The organism is Streptacidiphilus sp. P02-A3a, from assembly GCF_014084105.1.
In the GTDB taxonomy this organism is placed as follows: Bacteria; Actinomycetota; Actinomycetes; order Streptomycetales; family Streptomycetaceae; genus Streptacidiphilus.
This window is the reverse complement of sequence record NZ_CP048289.1, coordinates 1,153,791-1,177,330: the sequence shown is the minus strand read 5'-3', so window position 1 is coordinate 1,177,330 and position 23,540 is coordinate 1,153,791. Positions and strand designations below refer to the sequence as shown.

20 protein-coding genes are annotated in these 23,540 nt (G+C 74.6%); 12 read left to right on the top strand and 8 right to left on the bottom strand.

Going from position 1 to position 23,540, the window contains the following annotated elements:
* Positions 1-40 precede the first annotated feature (40 nt).
* Complete coding sequence (locus GXP74_RS05445; protein ID WP_182450280.1) at positions 41-3,424, bottom strand: ATP-dependent DNA helicase; 3,384 nt, start codon at positions 3,422-3,424, stop codon at positions 41-43.
* A 163-nt stretch (positions 3,425-3,587) separates the two neighbouring features.
* Positions 3,588-4,046 (bottom strand): MGMT family protein, encoded by a 459-nt coding sequence (locus tag GXP74_RS05440; RefSeq protein WP_304940908.1) that lies wholly within the window; start codon positions 4,044-4,046, stop codon positions 3,588-3,590.
* Between the two features lie 188 nt (positions 4,047-4,234).
* Here GXP74_RS05440 and GXP74_RS05435 point away from each other — a divergent pair, with 188 nt between their 5' ends.
* Positions 4,235-6,874, top strand: coding sequence for a lysylphosphatidylglycerol synthase transmembrane domain-containing protein (locus GXP74_RS05435; RefSeq protein WP_182450278.1), 2,640 nt, complete (start codon positions 4,235-4,237; stop codon positions 6,872-6,874).
* Between the two features lie 97 nt (positions 6,875-6,971).
* Here GXP74_RS05435 and moeZ read toward each other — a convergent pair whose 3' ends face one another.
* The 4 genes from moeZ to GXP74_RS05415 form a co-directional block, all read right to left on the bottom strand.
* Positions 6,972-8,150, bottom strand: a complete 1,179-nt coding sequence (moeZ, locus tag GXP74_RS05430; RefSeq protein ID WP_182450277.1) for an adenylyltransferase/sulfurtransferase MoeZ — start codon at positions 8,148-8,150, stop codon at positions 6,972-6,974.
* 124 nt (positions 8,151-8,274) lie between these two features.
* The gene (locus GXP74_RS05425) at positions 8,275-9,186 is read right to left on the bottom strand and encodes an NAD(P)-dependent oxidoreductase (protein ID WP_182450276.1); all 912 of its coding nucleotides are present in this window, start codon (positions 9,184-9,186) and stop codon (positions 8,275-8,277) included.
* A gap of 130 nt (positions 9,187-9,316) precedes the next feature.
* Entirely contained in the window at positions 9,317-10,324 is a 1,008-nt protein-coding gene (locus GXP74_RS05420; protein WP_182450275.1) for a hypothetical protein, read from the bottom strand.
* On the bottom strand, positions 10,321-11,925 hold the full coding sequence (locus GXP74_RS05415; protein ID WP_182450274.1) for a DUF3492 domain-containing protein: 1,605 nt from the start codon (positions 11,923-11,925) through the stop codon (positions 10,321-10,323). Before GXP74_RS05415 ends, GXP74_RS05420 begins: the two co-directional genes overlap by 4 nt.
* 347 nt (positions 11,926-12,272) lie before the next feature.
* Here GXP74_RS05415 and GXP74_RS05410 point away from each other — a divergent pair, with 347 nt between their 5' ends.
* Positions 12,273-12,830, top strand: coding sequence for a hypothetical protein (locus tag GXP74_RS05410; RefSeq protein ID WP_182450273.1), 558 nt, complete (start codon positions 12,273-12,275; stop codon positions 12,828-12,830).
* Between the two features lie 54 nt (positions 12,831-12,884).
* Here the strand turns inward: GXP74_RS05410 and GXP74_RS05405 are convergent, their stop codons facing one another.
* Positions 12,885-13,853, bottom strand: coding sequence for an alpha/beta fold hydrolase (locus GXP74_RS05405; protein WP_182450272.1), 969 nt, complete (start codon positions 13,851-13,853; stop codon positions 12,885-12,887).
* A 100-nt stretch (positions 13,854-13,953) separates the two neighbouring features.
* Here GXP74_RS05405 and GXP74_RS05400 point away from each other — a divergent pair, with 100 nt between their 5' ends.
* The 4 genes from GXP74_RS05400 (at position 13,954) to GXP74_RS05385 (ending at position 15,896) form a co-directional block, all read left to right on the top strand.
* On the top strand, positions 13,954-14,139 hold the full coding sequence (locus tag GXP74_RS05400) for a hypothetical protein (protein ID WP_182450271.1): 186 nt from the start codon (positions 13,954-13,956) through the stop codon (positions 14,137-14,139).
* A 266-nt stretch (positions 14,140-14,405) separates the two neighbouring features.
* Entirely contained in the window at positions 14,406-15,068 is a 663-nt protein-coding gene (locus GXP74_RS05395) for a TetR/AcrR family transcriptional regulator (RefSeq protein WP_182450270.1), read from the top strand.
* Between the two features lie 83 nt (positions 15,069-15,151).
* Entirely contained in the window at positions 15,152-15,379 is a 228-nt protein-coding gene (locus GXP74_RS05390) for a DUF3107 domain-containing protein (protein ID WP_182450269.1), read from the top strand.
* Positions 15,380-15,605: 226 nt separating this feature from the next.
* Positions 15,606-15,896, top strand: a complete 291-nt coding sequence (locus GXP74_RS05385; protein ID WP_182450268.1) for a hypothetical protein — start codon at positions 15,606-15,608, stop codon at positions 15,894-15,896.
* 47 nt (positions 15,897-15,943) lie between these two features.
* Here GXP74_RS05385 and GXP74_RS05380 read toward each other — a convergent pair whose 3' ends face one another.
* A complete protein-coding gene (locus GXP74_RS05380; protein WP_182450267.1) occupies positions 15,944-16,708 on the bottom strand; it encodes a ferritin-like fold-containing protein in 765 nt (254 codons plus the stop codon).
* A 567-nt stretch (positions 16,709-17,275) separates the two neighbouring features.
* Here GXP74_RS05380 and GXP74_RS05375 point away from each other — a divergent pair.
* The 6 genes from GXP74_RS05375 to GXP74_RS05350 all read left to right on the top strand — a co-directional run bounded on the left by GXP74_RS05375 (position 17,276) and on the right by GXP74_RS05350 (position 23,508).
* Positions 17,276-19,465 (top strand): DEAD/DEAH box helicase, encoded by a 2,190-nt coding sequence (locus GXP74_RS05375; RefSeq protein WP_182450266.1) that lies wholly within the window; start codon positions 17,276-17,278, stop codon positions 19,463-19,465.
* Positions 19,466-19,621: 156 nt separating this feature from the next.
* On the top strand, positions 19,622-20,503 hold the full coding sequence (locus GXP74_RS05370; protein ID WP_182450265.1) for an alpha/beta fold hydrolase: 882 nt from the start codon (positions 19,622-19,624) through the stop codon (positions 20,501-20,503).
* 338 nt (positions 20,504-20,841) lie between these two features.
* Entirely contained in the window at positions 20,842-20,985 is a 144-nt protein-coding gene (locus tag GXP74_RS05365; protein ID WP_182450264.1) for a hypothetical protein, read from the top strand.
* Between the two features lie 223 nt (positions 20,986-21,208).
* Positions 21,209-21,847, top strand: a complete 639-nt coding sequence (locus GXP74_RS05360; RefSeq protein WP_182450263.1) for a DUF6758 family protein — start codon at positions 21,209-21,211, stop codon at positions 21,845-21,847.
* 57 nt (positions 21,848-21,904) lie between these two features.
* The gene (locus tag GXP74_RS05355; RefSeq protein WP_182450262.1) at positions 21,905-22,768 is read left to right on the top strand and encodes a PHP domain-containing protein; all 864 of its coding nucleotides are present in this window, start codon (positions 21,905-21,907) and stop codon (positions 22,766-22,768) included.
* Between the two features lie 125 nt (positions 22,769-22,893).
* Positions 22,894-23,508, top strand: coding sequence for a hypothetical protein (locus tag GXP74_RS05350; protein WP_182450261.1), 615 nt, complete (start codon positions 22,894-22,896; stop codon positions 23,506-23,508).
* Positions 23,509-23,540 lie beyond the last annotated feature (32 nt).

The window sequence follows — 23,540 nt, the reverse complement described above, 5'->3', positions numbered from 1 at the left end:
GGTTGCCACTGACAACCCCGCCCGCCGCCGGGTCCGCCCCTCACTCCACCACCTGCCGGCCCTCCGGATGCCCGGTGCAGCTGCGCCGGAACGAGCAGTGGTCGCAGCCGGGGCCGACGGTCGGCACGAAGCGCTCGTTGACGATCCGGTCGGCGGCCTCGACCAGCAGGCCCTCGATCCAGCCGGAATCGTCCGCGATCGAGGGCTGGCCCTGGACCTTGGGACGATCCTCCTGGTCCTTTCCGGCTGCCTGGCGCAGCTGCACCAGCTCCGCCCCGCCCGGCTGCGGCTGCTCCCCGGCGAAGGCCTCCAGCCCGTCGACCGCGCCCGCGCGGACCGCCAGCTGGTAGACGCCCAGCTGCGGGTGGGTCCGCAGGTCGGGACCTGAGACCACCCGCTTGCCGGTCTTGAAGTCGACCACGAAGGCCGCCCCGCCGGGCTCCTCCCGCTCCACCCGGTCCATGCTGCCGCGGATCCGCACCGTGTGGCCGCCCGCCTCCAGCTCCACCTCGAACGGGTGCTCGGTGGCCGCCACCACCCGGCCGCGCTCGTCCGCGTGCCAGCGCAGGAAGCGCTCCAGGGCGGCCCTGGCCTCGCCCTTCTCCTGCTCGGACTTCCACGGCGCGTCGAAGGCCAGCGCGTCCCAGACCGTGTCGAGCCGCTCCATCAGCACCCCGAGCTCGGCCGGGGTGCGCCCGGAGCCGACCTCGTCCGCGAGCACGTGCACCACGTTACCGAAGCCCTGGGCCGCGCTGGAGGCGCCCTCGGCCCGCACCTCCCGGCCCAGGAACCACTGCAGCGCGCAGGAGCCGACCTGCTCCAGGGCGCTGCCGGACAGCCGCAGCGGCTGCTCCGGCTCGCGCACCGGCACGGCGTTGCCGGTCGCCTCCGCCATCCCCCACCAGCGCTGCGGGTGCGCGGCCGGGACCAGCGGCACACCGTCGTCGTCGGTGAGCGCGGCCAGCCGGGTCAGCCGCTCGGCGGCGGCCTCGCGCAGCTCCGGCGAGGCCGCCGGATCCACCGTGGTCGCCCGCAACTCGGCCACCAGCGCGGCGACCGCCAGCGGGCGGCGCGGCCGGTGGCTGACGTCCTCGACCCGGACGTCGGGGACCCGGGTGCCGTCCGGGAGCTCCCGGTAGAGCTCGCGCAGGAAGCGCGAGGGCTGGTCGCCGTCGTCGGCCGGGGCCTTGACCGCGGTGACGATCAGCCGCTCCCTGGCCCTGGTCACGGCGGTGTAGAAGAGCCGGCGCTCCTCGCCGAGCAGCGCGCCCGGGCTCAGCGGCTCGGCCAGGCCGTCCCGGCCGATCCGGTCCGCCTCCAGCAGCGACCCGCGCCGCCGCAGGTCCGGCCAGAGCCCCTCCTGCACCCCGGCGACGACCACCAGCCGCCACTCCAGCCCCTTGGACCGGTGCGCGGTGAGCAGCCGCACGGCGTCCGGGCGCACGGTGCGGCCGGAGAGGGTGTCCGCGGCGATGTCCTGCTGCTCCAGCTCGGCGAGGAAGTTCAGCGCGTCCCTGGGCCCGTGCATCCGCTCGGCGGAGCGGGCGGCGGTCTCGAACAGCGCGCAGATCGCGTCCAGGTCCCGGTCGGCGTTGCGCCCGGCGGTGCCCGGGCGCAGGGCGGCCGCCTCCAGCCGCTGCCGCCAGCGCTCGGAGCCGTCCCACAGCGCCCACAGCGCGTCCTCGGCGGAGGCGTCACCGGCCAGCGACTCGCGTACCTTGCGCAGCAGCTGGCCCAGGTGGTGCGCCCGCCGCGCGTGCACACCGTCCAGGGTGACCAGGCGTTCCGGTTCGGCCAGCGCCTCGCGCACCAGCTGGTCGGCGGGGCGCACGGCGCGTTGGTGCTCCGGCGGGAGCGCGCGGAGGGCCGCACGCTCCTCCTCGCGCAGGGCGCGGCCGAGGCGGCGCAGGTCGGCGCCGTCCAGCGCGCCCAGCGGGCCGGTGAGCAGTTGCCGGGCCAGCTCCGCGGTCAGCGGGTCCTCGCCGGGCGCGCTGCCGACGGCCGCCATCCGGCGGTCGTGGACCGCGCCGTCGGCGCACACCCGCAGTGCGGTGAGCAGCGGCTCGACCGCCGGTTCCGCGTGCAGCGGCAGGTCGTCGCCGTCGATCTCCAGCGGTACCCCGGCCGAGCCGAGGGCCCGCCGGAACCCGGGGATGGACCGGGCCCCGGCCCGCACCAGCACCGCCATCTCGCCCCACGGCACGCCCTCCTCCAGGTGCGCCCGGCGCAGCAGGTCGGCGATGTTGTCCGTCTCCGAACCAGGCGTCGGATACGTGTAGACCTCGACCCGGCCCACCCGTCGCCCGGCCACCACCCCCGAGGGAGTCGCTTCGCTCCCGCCCTCCCTTTGCTCCGCGATCAGTTGGCGGTGCTGGGTCAGTGCCTCGGCGGGGAGCCGGGCCATGGGCATCCGCAGCGCGACCGTGCGGCTGGCCGCGAGCAGCGTGGCGCCGGAGCGGCGGGACACCCGGAGCACCCTGATCGGCGCCGGTCGGCCGTCGGCCCGCGGAAAGTCCTGCGGGAAGCCGAGGATGCCGTTGATGTCGGCCCCCCGGAAGGCGTAGATGGACTGGTCCGGGTCGCCCACCGCGATCAGCTCGCGGCCGTCCCCGGCCAGCGCCCGCAGCAGTCGGACCTGCGCCGGGTCGGTGTCCTGGTACTCGTCCACGAAGACCACCCGGTACCGGCGGCGCAGCCGCTCGCCGACCTCGGGGCGCTCGGCCAGCAGCACCGCCCGGTGCACCAGCTCCGAGTAGTCGAGCACCCCGCGCAGGTCCAGCACGTCCAGGTAGTCCGCGAGGAAGGCCGCGGCCGCGTGCCAGTCCGGGCGGCCGACCCGCTCGGCGAAGCGCTTCAGCTCGTCCTCGCCCAGGCCCAGCTCCCGGGTGCGGGCGAGCACCGCGCGGACCTCGTCGGCGAAGCCCCGGGTGGTCAGGCAGGCCCGCAGCTCGTCCGGCCAGCGGACGCCGCGACCGTCCCTGGCGTCCTCGGCGTTCCCGGCGAGCAGCTCGCGGACCATGACGTCCTGCTCCGGACCCGAGGCCAGCCGGGTCTCCTGGTCCTGCTGGGCGCGGACCAGGGCGTAGCAGAAGGAGTGGAAGGTGGTGGCCTGCGGCACCCCGCCGAGGCCGCCGACCCGGGCGGTCATCCGGTCGCGCAGTTCCACCGCGGCCTTGCGGCTGAAGGTCAGCACCAGCACCTCGTCGGCGGGCACCCCCTCGGCGATCCGCCGGGTCACCGCCTCCACCAGCGTGGTGGTCTTGCCGGTGCCCGGCCCGGCGAGGACCAGCAGCGGGCCGCCCCGGTGGTCCACCACGGCCTGCTGGTAGGCGTCGAGCACGGGGGGCCGGGGCGTCGCCAGCGGGTCGCGCACCAGGCGGTACGCGCCCGTGCGCGCACCAGGGGCAACGGGCTGGGAGGTCATCGGCACGGTCCAGGGGGAGGAACTACGGGGGCTTTCGGGTGCGGCGGGCCGCGGCACCTGAGCCACCGTACGTCGCGAGCCTACGATGCTCCCCCGTCAGCCACCCCGTTGTCCCGGCTTCGCACGGATCCCTCCGGCAGCTGCCGCCACCGCCCCGGCACCCTCAGCGGCCGTCCCAGCGGGCCCGGGACAGGTCGACCCGCGGCAGGTCCTCGGCCGCCGCCGAGCCGCGGGCGGGGCCCCGGCCGCGGGCCGGGCGCAGCGGGGTGCCCTCGTCCCGGTAGTGGGCGAGGGCGCGCAGCTCGTGGCCGGGCAGCAGCGCGCCGTCCGCGCGCACCACCCGCCACCAGGGCACCGACCCGCCGTACAGCGCCATCACCCGCCCCACCTGGCGCGGCCCCCCGCCCACCCGGCGGCCGACCGCCGCCCCCGGGGGAGTCGCCCCGCTCCGCTCCCCCTCCAGGTACTCGGCCACGTCCCCGTAGGTCATGACCCGACCGGCGGGGATCCGCTCGGCCAGCTCCAGTACCAGCTCGGCGAACGGCGGCAGCGCGGCCGGGGGCTCGTCGGTCGGGGGCTCGTCGGTCGGGGACTCGTCGGTCGGGGACTCGTCAGTACTCATCCTCGGCATTGTGTCCCATGGGACTGACACGACCGGGTGGTCCCCCTGCGGAACCTGCTCGCCCACCCGGGCGGGGGAATGTAGCATCCGCCGGGGGTCGTTACGACGTCACCTGGCTCCGACGCGCAGCCCCTGCCCATGCCACCCTTTGAGGGGGCGATACCAGGCGACAGAAGGCACACACCACGATGACCGGTCCGAACGCGAACGCCGAACAGGCGGCGGACGTGTCCGAGACCGCGCCCGGGGACCGGCCGGACCCACCCGCTCCCCCACCGCCCCGGGTCGACCTGGTGAAGCACCCCCGGGGGCCGCTGCCTCCGGAGACCCGGACCAGCGAGCACGTCTCCGTGGACGAGCCGCTGCTGGCGGCCCGGGTGCACCGCCCGGCCGACCTGATCCGGGTGCTGCTCGGGGTCCTCGGCATCGCGGCGGTGCTGGTGCTCGCCAGCATCGCGCAGAACTCCACCAAGGGCCTGCAGACCGACATCGCCTCCGGAGCGACCAAGGTCCCCGGCTTCCTGAGCACGATCATGGGCTTCGTCTCCACCGCCGCGGTGCTGATCGTGCCGCTGGCCTTCGCGGTGGAACGGCTGATCAAACGCGACGGGCTGCGGGTCGCCGACGGGGTGCTGGCGGCGGTACTGGCCCACGGGATCTCGCTGGCGGTGGACCTGTGGGTGGTCAAGGAGGCGCCGCTGGCGATCACCTACGCGCTCACCGAGCGGCTCCCGGGGGACGTGCTGACCGACCCGGTGCAGAGCTACCTGACCCCGGTCATCGCCTACATGACCGCCGTCGGCATGGCCAGCAGACCGCGCTGGCGGATCGCGCTGTGGGGCGTGGTCCTGCTGGACTCGATCTCCGAACTGATCAGCGGCCACACCACGCCGCTGTCCATCGCAGTAACCATCCTGCTCGGCCTGACCGTCGCCTACGGCACCCTGTACGCGGTCGGCACGCCCAACGTCCGCCCCACCGGGGAGCACCTGCTGACGGGGCTGCGCAAGGTCGGCTTCGCCCCGGTCAGCGCCCACCGCTCGCCGGACGGCCCGGAGGGCACCCGCCGCTACCTGATCATCCAGGACGGGGCCTCACCGCTCGACGTCCACGTGATCGACCGGGAGCAGCAGGCCTCGGGGTTCTTCTACCGGACCTGGCGCCGCCTACAGCTGCGCACCGTGGCGGTCCGCTCCAGCCCGCAGTCGCTGCGCCAGGCCCTGGAGCAGGAGGCCCTGATCGCCTACGCGGTCAACGCCGCCGGGGCGCACTCCCCGCACCTGCTGGCCACCTCCGAACTCGGCCCGGACGCCGTGATCCTGGTCTACGAGCGGATCGAGGGGCGCTCGCTGGACAGCGTGGACACCAGCGAGATCACCGACGCGGTGCTCGCCGACGCCTGGGGCTCGGTCCGTGCCCTGCACGACCGGCGGATCGCCCACCGGCGGCTCACCGGCGAGTCGGTGCTGGTCACCGGCGAGGGCCGGACCTGCCTGGTCAACCTGGCCGGGGGCGACATCGCCTCCGGCGACCTGACCCTGCGGATGGACATCGCGCAGCTGCTGACCACGCTGGCGCTGCGGGTCGGCCCGGAGCGGGCGGTGGCCTCCGCCAACGCCGTGCTCGGCGCGGACCGCACCGCCGGGGCGCTGCCGCTGCTCCAGCCGGTCGGGCTGAACCGCTCCACCCGGCAGGCGCTCAAGCAGTTCAACCGGACCCGCAAGGCCGAGGCGGACGCCCAGCACGCGGAGCAGCTGGAACGGCTGAAGAAGGCCGGAGTGAAGGCCGGGATCAAGGTCGAGGACGCGCTGCTGGAACCCCCGGTGGCACAGGACCTGCTGTCGCAGATCCGCGAGCAGATCCTGGAGATCGTCCCGCAGGCGGTGGTCGCCCCGGCGAACATCCAGCGGCTGCGGCCGAAGACCCTGGTCACCATGATCGCCGGGGCCTTCGCCGGGTACCTGCTGCTGACCCAGATCGTCGCCAACAACCCGGTCAGCGCGCTCTCCCGGGCGGACTTCGTCTGGGTGCTGCTGGCGGTGGCCGCGTCCGTGCTCAGCTACGTCGGCGCGGCGATGAGCCTGTCCGGCTTCGTCCCCGAGCAGCTGCCGTTCGGGCGGACCTTCCTGGCCCAGGTCGCCGGGTCGTTCGTGAAGCTGGTCGCCCCGGCCGCGGTCGGCGGGGTGGCCCTGAACGCCCGGTTCCTCCAGCGCGCCGGGGTCCGTCCCGGACAGGCCGTGGCCAGCGTCGGCGCCTCGCAGCTGGTCGGCCTGGGCATGCACATCCTGCTGCTGCTCGGCTTCGGCTTCATCGCCGGGACCGGCAGCAGCTCCGACATCCCCTCCTCCCGCACCGTCATCGCCGGACTGCTGGTGGCGGCGGTGCTGGTGCTGGTGGCGGCGGCGATCCCGCCGCTGCGCCGCTGGCTGACCGCGCAGGTCCGCTCGCTGTTCCTCGGGGTGGTCCCCCGGATGCTCGACCTGCTGCGCTCGCCGACCAAGCTGGCCACCGGCTTCGGCGGGATCATCCTGGTCTCGCTGGCCTTCGTGGCCTGCCTGGACGCCAGTATCCGGGCGCTCGGGCACTCGCTGCCGTTCGCCACCGTGGCCGTGGTCTACCTGGCCGGGAACGCCGCCGGGTCGGCGGTGCCGGTGCCCGGCGGGATCGGGCCGATCGAGCTGGCGCTGACCGGGCTGCTCACCGGCGCCGGGCTGCCGCTGGCGGTGGCCACCCCGGCGGTGGTGCTGTTCCGGCTGCTGACCTTCTGGCTGCCGGTGCTGCCGGGCTGGATCTCGTTCACCTTCCTCCAGCGCAAGAGCGCGCTGTGACCGCCGGACACGGCGAAGGGGCGCACCCGGCGGGTGCGCCCCCTCGTGCGGGCCGTGGAGTCCGGGCGGGCCGGTCCTCAGTAGTAGGTCCTAGGTCCTAGTAGACGGGCTTCTCCGGCTCGATCTGGTTGACCCAGCCGACGACGCCGCCACCGACGTGCACGGCGTCGGCGAAGCCGGCCGCGTGCAGCACCGCCAGCACCTCGGCCGAGCGGACGCCGGTCTTGCAGTGCACGACGATCTTCTTGTCCTGCGGCATCTGCTCCAGCGCGTTGCCCATCAGGAACTCGCCCTTGGGGATCAGCACCGCGCCGGGGATGTTCACGATCTCGTACTCGCCGGGCTCGCGGACGTCGATCAGGAGGATGTCCTCCTTGTCGTCCTGCCACTGCTTCAGCTGCTTGGGCGTGATCGTCGAGCCCACCGCCGCCGCCTGGGCCTCCTCGGACACGACGCCGCAGAAGGCCTCGTAGTCGATGAGGTCGGTGACCGTCGGGTGGTCGCCGCAGAGCGCGCAGTCCGGGTCCTTGCGGACCTTGACCTGGCGGTACTGCATCTCCAGGGCGTCGTAGATCATCAGTCGGCCGACCAGCGGCTCACCGACCCCGGTCAGCAGCTTGATCGCCTCGGTGACCTGGATCGCGCCGATGGAGGCGCAGAGCACGCCCAGCACGCCGCCCTCGGCGCAGGAGGGGACCATGCCGGGCGGCGGGGCCTCCGGGTAGAGGCAGCGGTAGCAGGGGCCGTGGTCGGCCCAGAAGACGCTGGCCTGACCGTCGAAGCGGTAGATCGAGCCCCACACGTAGGGCTTGCCGAGCAGCACCGCGGCGTCGTTCACCAGGTAGCGGGTGGCGAAGTTGTCGGTGCCGTCGATGATCAGGTCGTACTGCGCGAAGATCCCCTTGACGTTGTCCACATCGAGGCGCTCCTCGTGCAGGATCACGTTCACATAGGGGTTGATCTCCTTGACCGAGTCCCGGGCGGACTCGGCCTTGGAGCGTCCGATGTCGGACTGGCCGTGGATGATCTGGCGCTGGAGGTTGGACTCGTCGACGGTGTCGAACTCGACGATGCCGAGCGTGCCGACACCAGCCGCGGCGAGGTACATCAGTGCGGGCGAGCCCAGGCCGCCAGCGCCCACGCAGAGCACCTTGGCGTTCTTCAACCGCTTCTGCCCGGCCATCCCGACATCCGGGATGATCAGGTGGCGGGAGTACCTGCGGACCTCGTCCACGGTGAGCTCAGCGGCCGGCTCGACCAGGGGTGGCAGCGACACGGGGGACTCCGGTGGTCGGTTTCTGTAACAGTTCTCCGGCCAACAGTGCCACGCCGTGCGCTATTCCAGCCCCCCGGGTCCGAGGTGCGAGACAACCGCTGAGACGTTGCTGAGACGGCGGAGTTCAAACCCGGCAGGCGGTCTCCGTCCAGATATCGGCCAGCGACTCCTCCAGCGGGACCCGGGGACGCCAGCCCAGGCGCTCCCGGGCGGTGCGGATGTCGGCCTGCCGCCACAGCACCTCGCCGGGGCGGTCGGTGCCGTCCGCGCCCGGGATCGGACTGCGGGCCTCCTCCAGCAGCCGCCCCTCGAAGCCGGAGGCGCGGACCAGCAGGTGCGCGGCGTCACGCAGCCGCACCCCGCTGCCGCCGCCGACGTTGATCACGCCGGTGGCGGCCGAGACCGCGGCGGACTGGACCGCCCTGGCCACGTCGCGGACGTCCACGAAGTCCCGGAAGGCGGACAGGTCGGCCGCGCGCACCTGCGGCTCACCGCGTTCCAGCGCCCGGCGCAGCCCCTCCGACAGGCGGCCGAACAGCGAACCGGCGGGGACCCCGGGGCCGACCACGTCGAAGATCCGCAGCACCACCGCGTCCAGCCCGGAGGAGAGCGCCAGTTCCGTTCCGGCGAGCTTGGTCACGCCGTAGGGGCCGAGCGGGCGCGGCTCGGCGGTCTCGGGGGTGGCGGTGCCGATCGGCACCGCGCCGTACTCGGCCGCCGAGCCGACGTGCACCAGCCGCGCCGGGTCGTGGCTGCGCCGGATCGCCTCGCAGACCGTGGCCACCGCCTGGGTGTTGGCCCGGACCAGGTCACGCGGGGTGCCGTAGGTGGCCCCGGCGCAGTTGACCACCACCCGGGGCATGACCGCGTCCAGGAAGCGGGCGAGCGCGCCGGGGCTGCCTGCGGCGAGGTCGAAGCGGATGTCGGCGGTGTCCCGCCGGCCCAGCACGGTCACCTGCAACTCCGGGTCGACGAAGAGGCGGTCGGCGACGCGGCGGCCGATGAATCCATCGGCGCCCAGCAGCAGCACCCTCATGAGGCGGTCCTTCCTTGAGCGGGCCCGGGACGGACCCGCGAAATCGTGCGGGGATCAGCGGGCTGGGGAATGTCAGCCCGTGGAGATGTCGGTCCGTGAGGTGTGTCGGTCCGTGAGGTGTTCGGAGGCGTCAGGGGTCCGGATCGGGCCGGTGCGACTCCGGGCGCAGCAGCACCGCCCAGGTGTAGGGCAGCAGCGGCACCGCGGAGAGCCCGCAGCCCCACAGCAGCGCGGGCCCGGCCCCGGCCGCGCCGAGGCCGCCGGGACCGCTGGTCACCGCCGCCGCCACGCCCACGGTGGACAGGCAGCACAGCAGTGCCGCCAGCGCGTCGCGCTGCCGGGCGGAGCGCCAGAGCAGCAGCACCAGCAGCAGCACCAGGCCGGTACAGCCCTGCGCGGCCCAGGTCGCGCCGCCCGCTCCGGCGATCGCCCCGGCCACCGCGCTGTCGGCGGACCGGCGGCCGGTCAGCAGCAGCACCGCGAAGCTGATCGCGGCCAGGCCGCTGAGGTACAGCCCGACGGTGACCGGCAGCACCGGTCGCATCCGGACCCGGAACCCGGCCCGGGAGTGCGCGGTGTCCAGGTGTCCCCAGCCGATGTGGCGGAACCAGCGGGCGCACCAGTCGGCCGCGCCCATCGCGGCGGCCAGCGCGACCGCCATCGCCGGATCGGCCCGGGGCGCGGCCACCGCCGCTCCGAGCAGGGCGGCCAGCCCGAGGGCGTAGCCGGTCCTGGCGGCGGGGCCGGGCCCGGGCCCGGCGGTGACGGCGGCGACCAGGCCGATCAGTACCGCGGCGGCGAGCTCGAACGGCCGGGCCCGGGCACCGGGCCCGGCCGGGGCGAGCAGCCACAGCCCGAGGGCGGGCAGCGGATAGAGCAGCGCGGCCAGCCAGGCCGGGGCGGCGCGCCGCCGCCAGGGGCTCTCCGGTACGGGGGTCCGCAGCGCCGCGGGCCGGCGCGGGACCCGGGCGTGCAGTTCCTCCGCGAGCGCGAAGACGTCGTTGTGCCGGTAGTGACCGGCGGTGCCGGGGCCGATCCCGGCCGCCTCCAGCTCGGCGGCGATCTCCAGCGGGTGGACCGCCCCCTCGCAGCAGGCGAGGTGGCGTTCCCGCAGGGTGTGCACCGGGTCGGCGGTCATCCGGCGCCCGCTTCCACCGGTACCGCGTCCCGGGCCCGGGCGCCGTGGGCGTCGGCCGCGACCCAGTAGTCGGCGGGCCGGGCGAAGGGCTGCCGGGAGCCCGGGGCGGGCACCCGCACCGGTCGGGGGCCCGGCCAGCCGGAGACGAGCTCCAGGTAGAGCCCGCGGAAGGCGGTGGCGGCCGGTTCCACCGCGTAGAGCTCCTGGGCGCGCAACCGCCCGGCGTTGCCGAGCCGGGAGCGCCGCTCCGGGTCGCCGAGCAGCGCCGCGCAGGCCGCCGCCAGCGCGCGCGGGTCCTCGGCCGGGACCAGCAGCCCGGTCGGGCCGACCACCTCGCGGGCCGCGCCGGTGTCGGTGGCGACCACCGGCCGACCGCTGAGCATGGCCTCGGCCAGCAGCCGCGGCGAGGCGCCGTTGCTGCCGGAGAAGACCAGTACCCCGGCCCGGCCGTGGACCGCCGAGGGCTCCGCCGCGGCGTCCTCGAAGACCACCGCGTGCGGATCGTGCGGGGCGATCAGCCGGGCCAGCTCGCGGCAGCGCCGGTGGTAGGCCCCGGCCCCGGGCGGGACCTCGCCGTGGATCCGCAGCACCGCCCGCGGCAGCTGCCCGCGCAGCTCCGCGAAGGCCCGCAGCATGGTGGCCAGGCCGCCGTACGGCTCCACCGGCCCGGACCAGCCGAGGGTGGGCACCGGCGGCTCGGCCCCGGCCGCGGGCTCCTCCGCCCGGGCGGTGCCCTGGTAGACCACGCGGATGGCGGCCGGGTCCGCGCCGCAGTGAATCTGCCAGCGGCGGTCGAAGGCGCTGCCCGGGGTGATCAGCCCGGCCTGCTGGTAGCCCTCGCGGGCCAGCAGCCGGAAGAAGGCCAGCAGCAGCGCCCGGACCGGCCAGCGGTAGGGGGCGGCCCGGTAGCCGCGCGCCCGCTCCCGCAGGTGCAGGCTGTGTTCGGTGATGATCAGCGGGATGCCGTGGTCGTGCGCGGCGATCAGGCCCGGCAGCACGCCGAGCCCGCCGTCCACCGCGTGGCAGAGGTCCGCCGAGGCCAGGGCGTCCGGGCCGTACCAGGGGGCGGACAGCGGGCGCAGGCAGCGCTCCAGCAGGTCGACCGCGACCAGGGCGTCGCGGACCAGCGGCTCGCCGACGGAGCCGGGGCCGAAGGTGCCGCGCGCCCCGGGGCTGCGCCAGGCGGCCTCGACCACGGCGAGCGCGGCACCCGAGCGGAGCAGCGCGGGCAGCCCGCCGCCGCGCCCCGCCTCGGCCAGGGCGTACAGCGCGGGGCCGAAGCCCTCGGCGCCACCCGGTTCGACCAGCGCGGCGACCAGTTCCCGGTAGGCCGCGAGCGCGCGGCGGCGGCGCGGACCGTGCAGTCCCCCGGCTAACGGGCTCCCGGCGGGACGGCCGCTCAGGCCGCCGGTCGATCCGCTGTGCCGGAGCGAGAGCAGCCGCGCGGGCAGCGGCTCCGGCATCGGGTCGCGCCTGGTGGCGCCGAGGGCGTACAGCTCGAAGTCGTGTTCGGGGAGCCCCCGGGTCAGCCGATCACACCAGCCGCCCTCGACACTCCTGGCAGTGGGGAAGGCACTCTCGGTGAGCAGAGCGATGCGCATGGAGACCTCCTGTGTACGGTGCGGCCGGGTACGGTGCGGCGCTGAGTGCTGGACGGCGCCGGACGGCAGGCGGCCCGGAGGCGGGCAGGGTCGGGAACCGAATGACTCCCCCCGTGCGCCCCCGACGTCTGTTCGGCCCGACGAGACGAAACTACGACCGGTCACTGACAATCAGTCGGCCGTACGGGCGGCTACCACCCGAAGGAGTGAAGGTGCGCAACCCCCGGCGCCCCGGGGCGTTGCGGGCGCCCCCCCGGAGCGCGGCGGTGACCCGGTCGGGCCTCGCTCGTTCCCACGGGGACACGCAGTCCGGCCACCGGCCGGCCGCCCCGCTCCGGAGGTGCCAGATGGCCGAACCGCTCCCGCCACAGCTCCCGCGCCGCGCCCGGCCGGAACCACCGCAGGGCCGGGCCGCGCGCCGGTCGCTGGCCGTGTTGGCCCTGCTCGGCGCGGGCTCGCTGCTGGTCAGCTGCGCCACGGTGGTACACGGACCGACGTCCGCGCCCGGCCACCCGCGGCCGCACCGGACCGAGGGCGCGCCGACCACCCGGCTCAGGGCCGGGGCGGCACCCGGTACCGGCGGCGGAGTCGGGGCCGGGGGTCCGCTGCCGCCGCCCGCGCCGGTGCGGATCCTGGGCGTCGCCTACCCCGCGCCCACGCCCACCCCGCCCGCGCCCGGCGGGCGGGTACAGCCGCGCGCCGGGGCGGTGCCGCGCAGGCCCCATCCCGCGCCGGGCCGCCCGGCCGCACCGCCACCGCCGCCGCGGCGCGTGGCCGGGCACACCGCCGCGCACCGCGTGCCGCCGCGCGGCGACGGCGGCGGCATCTGCGACCTGGGCACGAGCTACGGCGGCTGGCCCCTGGGCAGCGTCCAGGAGAACGCCTGCCACGCGGTCTACGGCTGACCGGCGAGCCGGGGGTACTACCCGGGGGGGACTACCCGGGGGGGTACTACCGGGCTACGGCTGGGCCACCGGGACCTGGGCCGAGCCCTCGGCGGCGCCCGCCGACCGGGCCGAGGCCTCCGCCAGCAGCTGCCGGAACTGCCCGGCGACCAGCTCCGGGTACTCCATCATCGCCACGTGCCCGGCCTCCGGCAGCACCAGCAGCCGGGAGTCGCGGAACGCCTGCCCGGCCCGCCGCGCCATCCGGTAGGAGACCAGCTTGTCGCGCAGCCCGTAGACCAGCAGCACCGGCACCCGCACCTGCTCCGCCTGCCGCCACAGCGCCCGCGGGCCGCGCTCGGTGTACGCCCGGACGACGCCCCGGGCGCTGCGCGCGAGCACGTCCATGGCGTACGGCAGGGCCTGCCGCCGCTGGTACTCGGCGACCATCTCGGCCCGGCGCTGGGCGTCGATCAGGCCCGGGTCGCCGTAGCAGAGTTCGAGCAGCGCCTCGGTCTGCTGCTCGGCGGGCTGTCCCCGGGTGAGCCGGGTGAACAGGCCGGGCACGCCGGGCACCGCCAGCAGCGCGGTGGGCAGCGCCGAGGTCTGCGGCGGCACCTCCGGCAGCGCGGGCGAGATCAGCGTCAGCGTCCGGACCAGGTCCGGGCGGAGCGCGGCCAGCCTGGTCGCGACCGCGCCGCCCAGCGAGTTGCCGAAGAGGTGGACCGGGCCGCGTCCGGACAGCTCCAGGTACTCGACCACGGCCCAGACGTGCGCGGAGACCGACAGGTCGGCGTCGTCCGGCGGCGGGGACTGCCCGAATCCGGGCAGGTCCACGGCGTGGCCGTCGACGTCCCCGGCCAGGCTCCGCATCAGCAGCGACCAGTTCTGGCTGGAACCACCCAGTCCGTGGACGAACAGCGCGGGGGGCAGGTCGGGCCGCTCGGGCGCCGTCGCCTCGACGTACAGGGGGCACCCGGGAATGGTCAGCCGCTGCGATGACCGCGTGGGCTCCGGCGTTTCAGGCAGTCCGCTCTCGCTCATGGGAACGATGTTATGACCGAGCGGGCCGGGGAAGGTTCTTCTACGCTCGAAGCACCAGCGGGTAGCTGCCGCGCCGCCGTATTCCGGGAGGTTACCGACCATGAGCGACCCCGAGGCGATCATCGACGAACCCGAGGCAGCCGAGGAGCCCCCGGCTCCGGGGGAGGTGGAGGAGGACGCCGCGGCGGTCGACGAGCCGGTCGAGGACCTGGACCTGGAGACCCCCGAGGCGGATGCCGTGGAGCAGCGCCGGGTGGTGGTGATCGACGAGGACGAGTACCGCTGACCCTGGAGTTTGCCAGATCTGCACCATTATGTACGGCTCTGCCCCATCTTGCGTTGTGGACTTTGCACAACGCATGCCCGAGACTTTCTTTCGGCGACCAGGAGTCCAAGGGATTACCGACAAGTAGGATGGCTCCGGAAGCACCACCCGCACGGCCTCGGCCGCACGCGGCCTGGGTCCGGGGTGTGGCGGTGGGAAACCGCACCGACCGCCGGACCGGTCGGATCGCGCGCACCGGAGCCCCACAACCGTGAGTAAGGAGCGCCGTGACGGCTATCCAGGACACGGACGAGCGCCAGCGCCCAGGCAAACCCACGACCGGCCGCCTGCCGCGGAGTGCCCGCCGCAACCAGTTGCTGGGGGCGGCCCAGGAGGTCTTCGTCGCCCAGGGCTACCACGCCGCCGCGATGGACGACATCGCCGAGCGCGCCGGGGTCAGCAAGCCCGTTCTGTACCAGCACTTCCCGGGCAAGCTGGAGCTCTACCTCGCACTCCTGGACCGGCACTGCGACGCGCTGGTCGACGCGATCCGCGCGGCGCTGGAGGCGACCACCGACAACAAGCTCCGGGTGCTGGCGACCACGGAGGCGTACTTCGACTACGTGGCGGCCGAGTCCGGCGCCTTCCGGCTGGTCTTCGAGTCGGACCTGACCAACGAGTCCGCCGTGCGCGAACGCGTGGAGAAGGTCACCCGGGAGACCGCCACCCTGGTCAGCAAGGTGATCGCGGAGGACACCGACCTCCCCGAGGAGGAGGCCATGCTGCTCGCGGTCGGCGTCTGCGGCCTGTGCCAGATCACCGCGCGCTTCTGGCTGGCCCAGGGCGGCAGCATCCCCAGCGACGAGGCGGTCCGGCTGGTCTCCAGCCTCTCCTGGCGCGGCCTCAAGGGCTTCCCCATGCATGGCGGCGACCCCGCCGCGGGACACTGACCCCGTAAGGTTGGGCCGTACGGCGCGACCTGTCGCGCGTGGATAACCAGCAACACGCCTTGAGGGGCCGGAGGGACGAAGCGGTGGAGGTCAAGATCGGCGTGCAGAACGCGGCTCGGGAGATCGTTCTCGAAAGCTCGCAGTCTGCGGAAGAGGTCGAGGGCGCGGTCTCTGCCGCGCTCGAAGGCAGCTCCAAGCTGCTGGTGCTCGTCGACGAGCACGGCCGCAAGGTCCTGGTCCCGGGCGAGCGCCTCGCCTATGTGGAGATCGGCGAGCAGGCCGCGCGCAAGGTGGGCTTCGGCGCCATCTGAGTCCCGGCTACGGCACGCGACGGCGGCCCCACCCCGAACCGGGGGTGGGGCCGCCGTCGCGTCGCGTAGCGGACGCCCGCGCGAGTCGCCCGCCGGGTGCCTCCCTGCGGGGGTGATTCCGGCCGCCCGACCCCCGGATCGCGCCACTCCGCATGACCCGGGCCGCCGCTGGGTACGTCCCTGGTTGTTCGCCCCCGCAGGACCGAGCCGGGAGGAGGCATCGCCGGTGGCACTGGACATCGTGACGTTCGCCCTGTTGGGACTGGTCGTCGGAACCGGGGCCGCGCTGCTGCTGCCGCGGCTGTTCCGGGCGCCGCGCGCCCTGACCGTGTTCACCGGGATGATCTCGGCGCTGCTCATCGGCGGCCTGGCCCGGATCATCATGGGCCCGGGCAGCCTGCTCGCCAGCTCCCTGCTCGCCCTGGTCGGCGCGGGCCTGCTGGTGTCGGTGCTGGCCAGGCCGGACCAGCGGTCACGCCCGCTGCACCGCGCGCCGAGGCACCCGCACCACGCCTGAGGCCCGCGACCGCGGATCCCCGGCGCGGGGATCCGCGCGCGGGCGGGTCAGGAGGCCAGACCCAGGGCGGCCATCCGCTTGGTGTGCGCCTCGGTGATCCGGTTGAACATCTTGCCGACCTCGACCAGGTCGAACCCGCGCACCTCGACCCCGCCGATCAGCAGGTTCGACAGCGCGTCCCGCTCGGCGACGACCCGCTGCGCCTGGCTCAGCGCCTCGCCCATCAGCCGTCGGCCCCACAGCGCCAGCCGTCCGGCCACCCTCGGCTCGGCCTCGATGGCCTGGCGGACCTTCTCGATCGCGAACTGGGTGTGGCCGGTGTCGGACATCACCCGCAGCACCAGCGAGCGGGTGTCGTCGTCCAGCCTGGCCGCCACCTCGCGGTAGAAGTCGTTGGCGATGGAGTCGCCCACGTACGCCTTGACCAGGCTCTCCGGCCAGTCCGCCGGGGCGGTCATCCGGTGGAACGCCTCCAGCGGCTCGGCGAAGGGCTGCATCGCCTCGGTCGGGTCCGCGCCGGTCTCCACCAGCCGGTCGTGCAGCTGCTGGTAGTGCTGGAACTCGGCGGCGGCCATCCCGGCCAGCGCCGCCTTGTCCTCCAGCGTGGGCGCCAGCTTGGCGTCCTCGGCCAGCCGCTCGAAGGCGCTCAGCTCGCCGTAGGCCAGGGCGCCGAGCAGGTCCAGCACGGCCGCCCGGTACTGCGGGTCGGCCGCACAGGTCTCCCAGTCACCGATCGAGGGATGCGCCACCTCGGCGCGCCGACGGTCCTTGCCGGTGTCCTTGCTGGGCCGCGAGGGCTGAGAGGTCTCCATGGGCCCGACCTTAGTCGGCCGCGGGGGCCTTCCCGAAGCGCCGCCGGGGGCGGACCGGGCCCTCATGTATCGCACGTCACGTGTTCGATCAATCGCTTGACGGTATGGTGGTAGTGAGGACCGGCGTATGTGCCCGCAAGCGCGTACCGGTTTCCTCACGCAGACGGATGCCCGGTCGGTGGAACGATCGGCTCCGACCGACCCAGCCCTTCCGATCCGGGGACGGACCACGAAGGGCCCGCAGTGGCCGAGCGAGGGCCGCCGCAGACCGCACCTACGCGGTCCCGCGCCGGGCCTCCCGTCATTGGCCGCTCGCAGCGCCGCCCGACCGTCCATGAGACATGCGACGAGAGGCTGGCACGCGAGACGGCCCGCGAGGACGCCGGTCGCGGTCAGCGCGCCAGTACGTGTGACACGTACCGGCGCCCGGCCGCCCCCCGCCCGGCCGCCCACACCGGAAGAGGCATCGCCCTGACTACGACTACGTTCCGAGACCTCGGGATCCTTTCCGAGACCGCAGAGGCCCTAGAGGCCGTCGGCATCATTTCCCCCTTCCCGATCCAGGAGATGACCCTCCCGGTGGCCCTGAGCGGCCACGACGTCATCGGCCAGGCCAAGACCGGCACTGGCAAGACCCTGGGCTTCGGGCTCCCGATCATCGACCGCGTCCGCGTCCAGGCGGACGTCGACGCGGGTCGCTGCGCCGCCGCCGAGCTGACCACCACGCCGCAGGCGCTGGTCGTCGTGCCGACCCGCGAGCTGTGCACCCAGGTCACCAACGACCTCCAGACCGCCGGAAAGGTCCGCAATGTGCGGGTCCTCGCCATCTACGGCGGACGCGCCTACGAGCCGCAGGTGGAGGCGCTGCAGAAGGGCGTCGACGTGGTCGTCGGCACCCCCGGCCGCCTGCTCGACCTGGCCCGGCAGCACAAGCTGGACCTCTCCGCCGTGCGCATCCTGGTGCTGGACGAGGCGGACGAGATGCTCGACCTCGGGTTCCTGCCCGACGTCGAGAAGATCATGACCATGCTGCCGACCCGGCGGCAGGCCATGCTGTTCTCGGCCACCATGCCGGGCCAGGTGATCAGCCTCGCCCGCCGCTACATGAGCCAGCCCACCCACATCCGCGCGACCGCCCCGGACGACACCGGCGCGACCGTGGCCGCCGTCAAGCAGTTCGCCTTCCGGGCGCACTCGATGGACAAGGTCGAGACGGTCTCCCGGATCCTCCAGGCCGAGGGCCGCGGCCTGGCGATGATCTTCTGCCGGACCAAGCGCACCGCCGCCGACGTCTCCGACCAGCTCACCCAGCGCGGCTTCGCGGCCGGCGCGGTGCATGGGGACCTCGGCCAGGGCGCCCGCGAGCAGGCGCTCCGCGCCTTCCGCAACGGCAAGGTCGACGTGCTGGTCTGCACCGACGTCGCCGCGCGCGGCATCGACGTCGAGGGCGTGACCCATGTGATCAACTACCAGTGCCCCGAGGACGAGAAGACCTACCTGCACCGCATCGGCCGCACCGGCCGCGCGGGCGCGTCCGGTACCGCGGTCACCCTGGTGGACTGGGACGACGTCCCCCGCTGGGGTCTGATCAACAAGGCGCTGGAGCTCGGCCTGACCGAGCCGGAGGAGACCTACTCCACCTCGCCGCACCTGTTCGAGCTGCTGGGCATCGCCGCGGGCACCAAGGGCGTGCTGCCGCGGGCCGACCGCACCCGCGCGGGCCTGGGCGCCGAGCAGATCGAGGACCTGGGCGAGCCGGGCGGACGCGGGCGCGCGCCCGGCCGTGGCGACGCCAAGGCAGAGGGCCGCCGTCGGCCCGCCGCCGCACCGGCCGAGGCACCGGCGGCCGAGGAGCGTCCGCGCCGCCAGCGCCGACGCACCCGTGGCGCGGCCGGGGTCGAGGTCGCGGCCGGGGTCGAGGTCGCGGCCGGGGTCGAGACCAGCGCCGTGGTGGAGGGCACCGTCGAGGAGGCCGCCGCCGAGGCGCCCGCGCCGCGTCGCCGCCGGGCCGCCAAGGCCACCGGCGAGGCCGCGCAGGTGGTCGCGGCCGCCGAGGCGATCACCGAGGCCGCCGTGCCGGTGGTGGTCGCGGAGACCGTGACTGCGACCGAGGTGGGGACCGAGGTGGAGGCCGAGACCGAGGCCGCTCCGGCGTCGCGTCGCCGCCGCCGGACCGCCAAGCCCGCCACCGAGGCGGTCACCGAGACCGCCGCTGCGGTCGAGGCCACCGCCGTGGAGCCGGTCGCCGCCGAGGCGCCCGCGCCGCGTCGCCGCCGCGCCGCCAAGTCGGTCGCCGAGGCCGCCGAGGCGATCACCGAGGCCGCCGTGCCGGTGGTGGTCGCGGAGACCGCGACCGCGACCGAGGTGGAGGCCGCGACCGAGGCCGCTCCGGCGTCGCGTCGCCGCCGCCGGACCGCCAAGCCCGCCACCGAGGCGGTCACCGAGACCGCCGCTGCGGTCGAGGCCACCGCCGGCGGGACCACCGTCGTGGAGACCGCCGTCGTGGTCGAGGCCCCCGCCGAGACCGAGGCGCCCGCGCCGCGGCGTCGGCGTCGGGCCGCCCGGCCCGAGGGGGCGGCGGCCGAGCCGGTCGCCGCCTCGGCCGAGGTACCGGCGCCGCGTCGGCGCCCGGCGCCCGAGGCTCCGGCCACGGTCCCCGCTCCGGCGGAGGCTCCGCAGCGTCGGCTGCGCCGCAGCGAGCGACTGGCCGCCGCAGCCGCCGCGACCGCCGCCGCCGAGGCCGCGCTGCGCCGGTAGGCCGCGCACCGCGGCCGTGAGGCGGCGGGAAGGACAGCGGGTGGGCGGGGTCGGACGAACAGTCCGGCCCCGCCGCCGCGTGCGCGCCACCGGGTCGACACCCGCGCTGGCTAGGCTCAGCGGAACCGTCCCGCCCCAGTGGAGGAGAACCGCTCGATGAGCACCCCGCCGTTCCTCAGGCTGCCCGCCTCGGCCCGCAGCGTCCGGCTGGACACCGCCCGGGGCGGCTTCGCCGCGCTGCGGGCACTGCCGCCGACCGGGCCGGTGCGCGGCACCGCGCTGCTGCTGCCCGGGTTCACCGGCAGCAAGGAGGACTTCATCGCGCTGCTGGAGCCGCTGGCGCTGGCCGGTTTCCAAGTGGTGGCGGTGGACCAGCGCGGCCAGTTCGAGACCGGCGGTCCGGACGACGAGGCCGCCTACGGCCTGGAGGCACTGGCGCTGGACCTGCGGGCGGTGACCGGGGCCGTCGCCGCCGAAGGGCCGCTGCACCTGCTCGGTCACTCCTTCGGCGGCTACGTGGTGCGCGAGGCGCTGCTCCGGGCCGCCGCCGAGGGAGGCGCGCTGCCCTGGGACTCGGTGACGCTGATGAGCACCGGTCCCGGCGCGGTCTGCGCGGAGGAGGCCGGGCGGGCGGAACTGCTGGTCTCGGTGCTGCCGCCGGTGATGGAGATGGAGGCGGTCTGGCAGGCGATGCAGGAGCTGGAGGCGGCCTCGGGCAACCCGTCGAAGGCCGATCCGGAGGTCGCGGACTTCCTGCACCGGCGCTGGCTGGCCAACGTCCCGGCCGCGCTGCGGGTGACCGGGCGGCAGCTGACCGTGGAGCCGGACCGGGTGGACGCGCTGGCCGCGGTGGGGGTGAGCACGCTGGTGCTCTCCGGTGAGCGCGACTACGCCTGGCCGGTGCCGGAGCAGGCGCGGATGGCGGCGCGGCTCGGCGCGCGCCATGTCGCGGTGGCCGGAGCCGGGCACTCCCCCAACGCCGAGCAGCCGGAGGACACGGCGGCGGCGCTGGCCGAGTTCTGGTCGGCCGTCAGCTGACAGCGGCTCAGCGACCAGGAACGGTTGCAAAATGAGCGATTACCGGCCCGAATCGATCGCGAATGCGGGCAGGTTTCCTAACCGACGCGACAATAATCGTTAGCTTCGGTAATGTTCTCGTCGTCGGTATCCCTCTGCCCGGCAATCTCGTTCCCCCGCGCGCACCACGTGTACCGTCCTCCCCTGCCTCGGACCGGTTTCGGTCCGACACACCGGTGTCATCACCGGGCAACGTCGCCGAAGCAGTTCTGCCGCACAGTCGACGGTGTGAGGAGCAGGCACGGATGCGACGCCACGCACCGCCCATTCCTCGCAAGAGGTCAGGAAGGGAGAGGCCCATGCGATTCGAGGTCATGCGCCTGGACGCCGACGGCACCACGACGGACCGCCTCATCGCCGACGCGGAGACGGTCCGCGCGATGGTCGAGGCCGCCGCCCTCACCGGCGAGCGCCTCTACATCCGCCCGTACCAGGCTTCGTGAAGCGCTGACCGAACCGCCGACCGGCGGATCGGCAGCCCGTACAGTACGGCGGCCAGGGAGCGGTGGCCCCAGGGACCTCGGTCCCGGGGCCACCGCTTCTTTCGTACCCGGAGCACCCGAAAGCCCCCATTCCGAACACCAGCGCGAGCCCGACTCGCGCGCCCCCCGCCAGCCGGGTGATCGTCCTTGACGAGGGGCCCGCGAGGGAGGACCGTGGTCGTCTATGAGGGGCGAGCCCAGTTGCCCGAGGTGCGGGGGCCGTGTCCGCGCCCCCGGGCTGTTCACCGATACGTGGCAGTGCGACGCCCACGGGGCGGTCCACCCACTGCAACCCGTCGTCCCGCCGAGCGTGCAGGCCCTCGGCGTCGCCGTGGCGCGGGCCGAGGTGCCGGTGTGGATGCCCTGGCCGCTGCCGGTCGGCTGGCTGTTCACCGGGATCGCGCACGCCGGTGACGACCTGTCCGGCGCCCGCGCCACGGCCGTGGCCTGCTCCGGACCGGGACCGCTGGGCGGCCCCGGCGAGCTGATCCTGGTCGCCGAGGAGCTGGGCGTGGGCCTGGGCGCGCGCTTCGCCGGGCTGAGCGGATCGGATCCCGGCGACTCCATCGACGTCGACAAACCGCCGCACGCCAAGGTGCTGGCCAGCGGTCGGCCGACGGCGCTGTGGCACGTCGCCGACGTCCCGGACGACCGCGCGGTCTTCGTCGGCGAGGCGCGCGGCCTGTGGCTGTGGGCCGTCGTCTGGCCGGAGCGCACCGGGCTGCTGATGTACGACGAACTGGTGCTCACCGACCTGCGCGACGCGGGCGCCGAGCTGGACCTGATCCCCTGCGGCGCGCTCTCCCCCCGACTGATCGGCTGAGAGCCGGGGCCGACCCCTTAGGCTTCCGGCAGCGACCGACCAGCCCCTGGAGCCCCCGTGCGCATCGACCTGCACGCCCACAGTTCCGCCTCCGACGGCACCGACAGCCCCGCCGAGCTGCTGGGCAACGCCCTGGCCGCGGGTCTGGACGTGGTGGCGCTGACCGACCACGACACGGTCTCCGGCTACGCCGAGGCGATCGCCGCGCTCGACGACCGCCCGCTCGCGGGCAGCGGGCTGACCCTGGTCACCGGGGCGGAGCTGTCCTGCGTGGTCGACGGGATCTCGATGCACCTGCTGGCGTACCTGTTCGACCCGGAGGAGCCGGAGTTCGCCCGGGAGCGGGAGCTGGTGCACACCGACCGCTTCCGCCGGGCCGAGGCCATGGTCGAGCGCTGCCGGGTCCTGGGCGCGCCGATCACCTGGGAGCAGGTCCGGCGGATCGCCGGGACCGGCGCGGTGGGCCGACCGCACGTGGCCAGCGCACTGGTGGAGGCGGGCGTGGTCGCCGACATCGACTCGGCGTTCACCGGGCAGTGGCTGGCCAACGGCGGCCGGGCGGACGTGCGCAAGCACGAGCTGGACCCGTTCGCGGCGGTACGGATGGTGCGCGCGGCGGGCGGGGTGCCGGTGTTCGCCCATCCGGGCGCGATCAAGCGCGGGCGGACGGTGTCCGAGCAGGTGATCACCGAGCTGGCGGCGGCGGGCCTGGGCGGCCTGGAGGTGGACCACATCGACCACGACGAACCGACCCGGGCCCGGCTGCGCGACCTGGCCGCCGGTCTCGGGCTGCTGGCCACCGGCTCCAGCGACTACCACGGCGACCGCAAGGCCGTGCGGCTCGGCGCGAACACCACCGCCCCGGAGGTGTACCAGGCGCTGGTCGCCCAGGCGACCGGGGCGAAGCCCAGGACCGCCTGAACCGGTCGGCTGCGAACCCGCTGCCAATACCCACAGGAAGCCTTACTTAATCCATATGAACTGGTAACCTCTGCCGACCTTCAGCGCGCCGTGTCGGGCGGCTGAACCGAGGATGGGGTGGGTCCGTGGCAATTCGCAGGGCGAAGCAGAAGCAGCAGGTCATCGAGAAGCTCTCACAGTCGGCTCCCCCCGGGGAGGTGTTCATCACGACCGTGCACGTCGAGACCGGCCCCAGCCCATGGCTGAACGTCCTCTTCGAGGAGATCCCGGGCCTACTGCTGATCATCGCGCTGATGCGCCGGATGTACTTCCTGACGCTCACCAACACCTCGGTCGTCATCAACTCCGCGAGCCGGTGGAACAACCGTCCCGGTGAGGTCGTCGCGGTCTTCCCCCGGCACCTGTTCCCGGCCAGCCAGGTCAAGCGGGCCCGGGTGTGGAGCAAGATCTACGTGCAGTTCCCGAACCAGGCCAAGGCGACCCGGCTGAACGTCCACGGCTACTGGCGCAACGAGCTCGACCAGCTGCTGGCCATCCTGCCGCCGACCGCCTTCCACGACGGCCAGCTCCCGCCGCAGGCCCAGGCCGTGCAGGAGGCCCAGGGCCAGTTCGCCGGCCAGCAGCAGTTCCCCGGCCAGCAGCCGTTCCCGGGCCAGCTCCCCCCGGTCCAGCCGCAGTTCCCGAACCAGCAGCCGGTGCAGCCTCCGGTCCCGATGGAGAAGAACCCCTACCAGAACTGACGGCCCAGACCTGACGGCCCAGAACTGACGGC

Coding starts and splice junctions, on each gene's coding strand:
- GXP74_RS05445 (WP_182450280.1), bottom strand. CDS start 3,424: ATGACCTCCCAGCCCGTTGCCCCTGGTGCGCGCACGGGCGCGTACCGC.
- GXP74_RS05440 (WP_304940908.1), bottom strand. CDS start 4,046: ATGAGTACTGACGAGTCCCCGACCGACGAGTCCCCGACCGACGAGCCC.
- GXP74_RS05435 (WP_182450278.1), top strand. CDS start 4,235: ATGACCGGTCCGAACGCGAACGCCGAACAGGCGGCGGACGTGTCCGAG.
- GXP74_RS05425 (WP_182450276.1), bottom strand. CDS start 9,186: ATGAGGGTGCTGCTGCTGGGCGCCGATGGATTCATCGGCCGCCGCGTC.
- GXP74_RS05420 (WP_182450275.1), bottom strand. CDS start 10,324: ATGACCGCCGACCCGGTGCACACCCTGCGGGAACGCCACCTCGCCTGC.
- GXP74_RS05415 (WP_182450274.1), bottom strand. CDS start 11,925: ATGCGCATCGCTCTGCTCACCGAGAGTGCCTTCCCCACTGCCAGGAGT.
- GXP74_RS05410 (WP_182450273.1), top strand. CDS start 12,273: ATGGCCGAACCGCTCCCGCCACAGCTCCCGCGCCGCGCCCGGCCGGAA.
- GXP74_RS05405 (WP_182450272.1), bottom strand. CDS start 13,853: ATGAGCGAGAGCGGACTGCCTGAAACGCCGGAGCCCACGCGGTCATCG.
- GXP74_RS05400 (WP_182450271.1), top strand. CDS start 13,954: ATGAGCGACCCCGAGGCGATCATCGACGAACCCGAGGCAGCCGAGGAG.
- GXP74_RS05380 (WP_182450267.1), bottom strand. CDS start 16,708: ATGGAGACCTCTCAGCCCTCGCGGCCCAGCAAGGACACCGGCAAGGAC.
- GXP74_RS05375 (WP_182450266.1), top strand. CDS start 17,276: ATGACCCTCCCGGTGGCCCTGAGCGGCCACGACGTCATCGGCCAGGCC.
- GXP74_RS05370 (WP_182450265.1), top strand. CDS start 19,622: ATGAGCACCCCGCCGTTCCTCAGGCTGCCCGCCTCGGCCCGCAGCGTC.
- GXP74_RS05365 (WP_182450264.1), top strand. CDS start 20,842: ATGCGATTCGAGGTCATGCGCCTGGACGCCGACGGCACCACGACGGAC.
- GXP74_RS05360 (WP_182450263.1), top strand. CDS start 21,209: ATGAGGGGCGAGCCCAGTTGCCCGAGGTGCGGGGGCCGTGTCCGCGCC.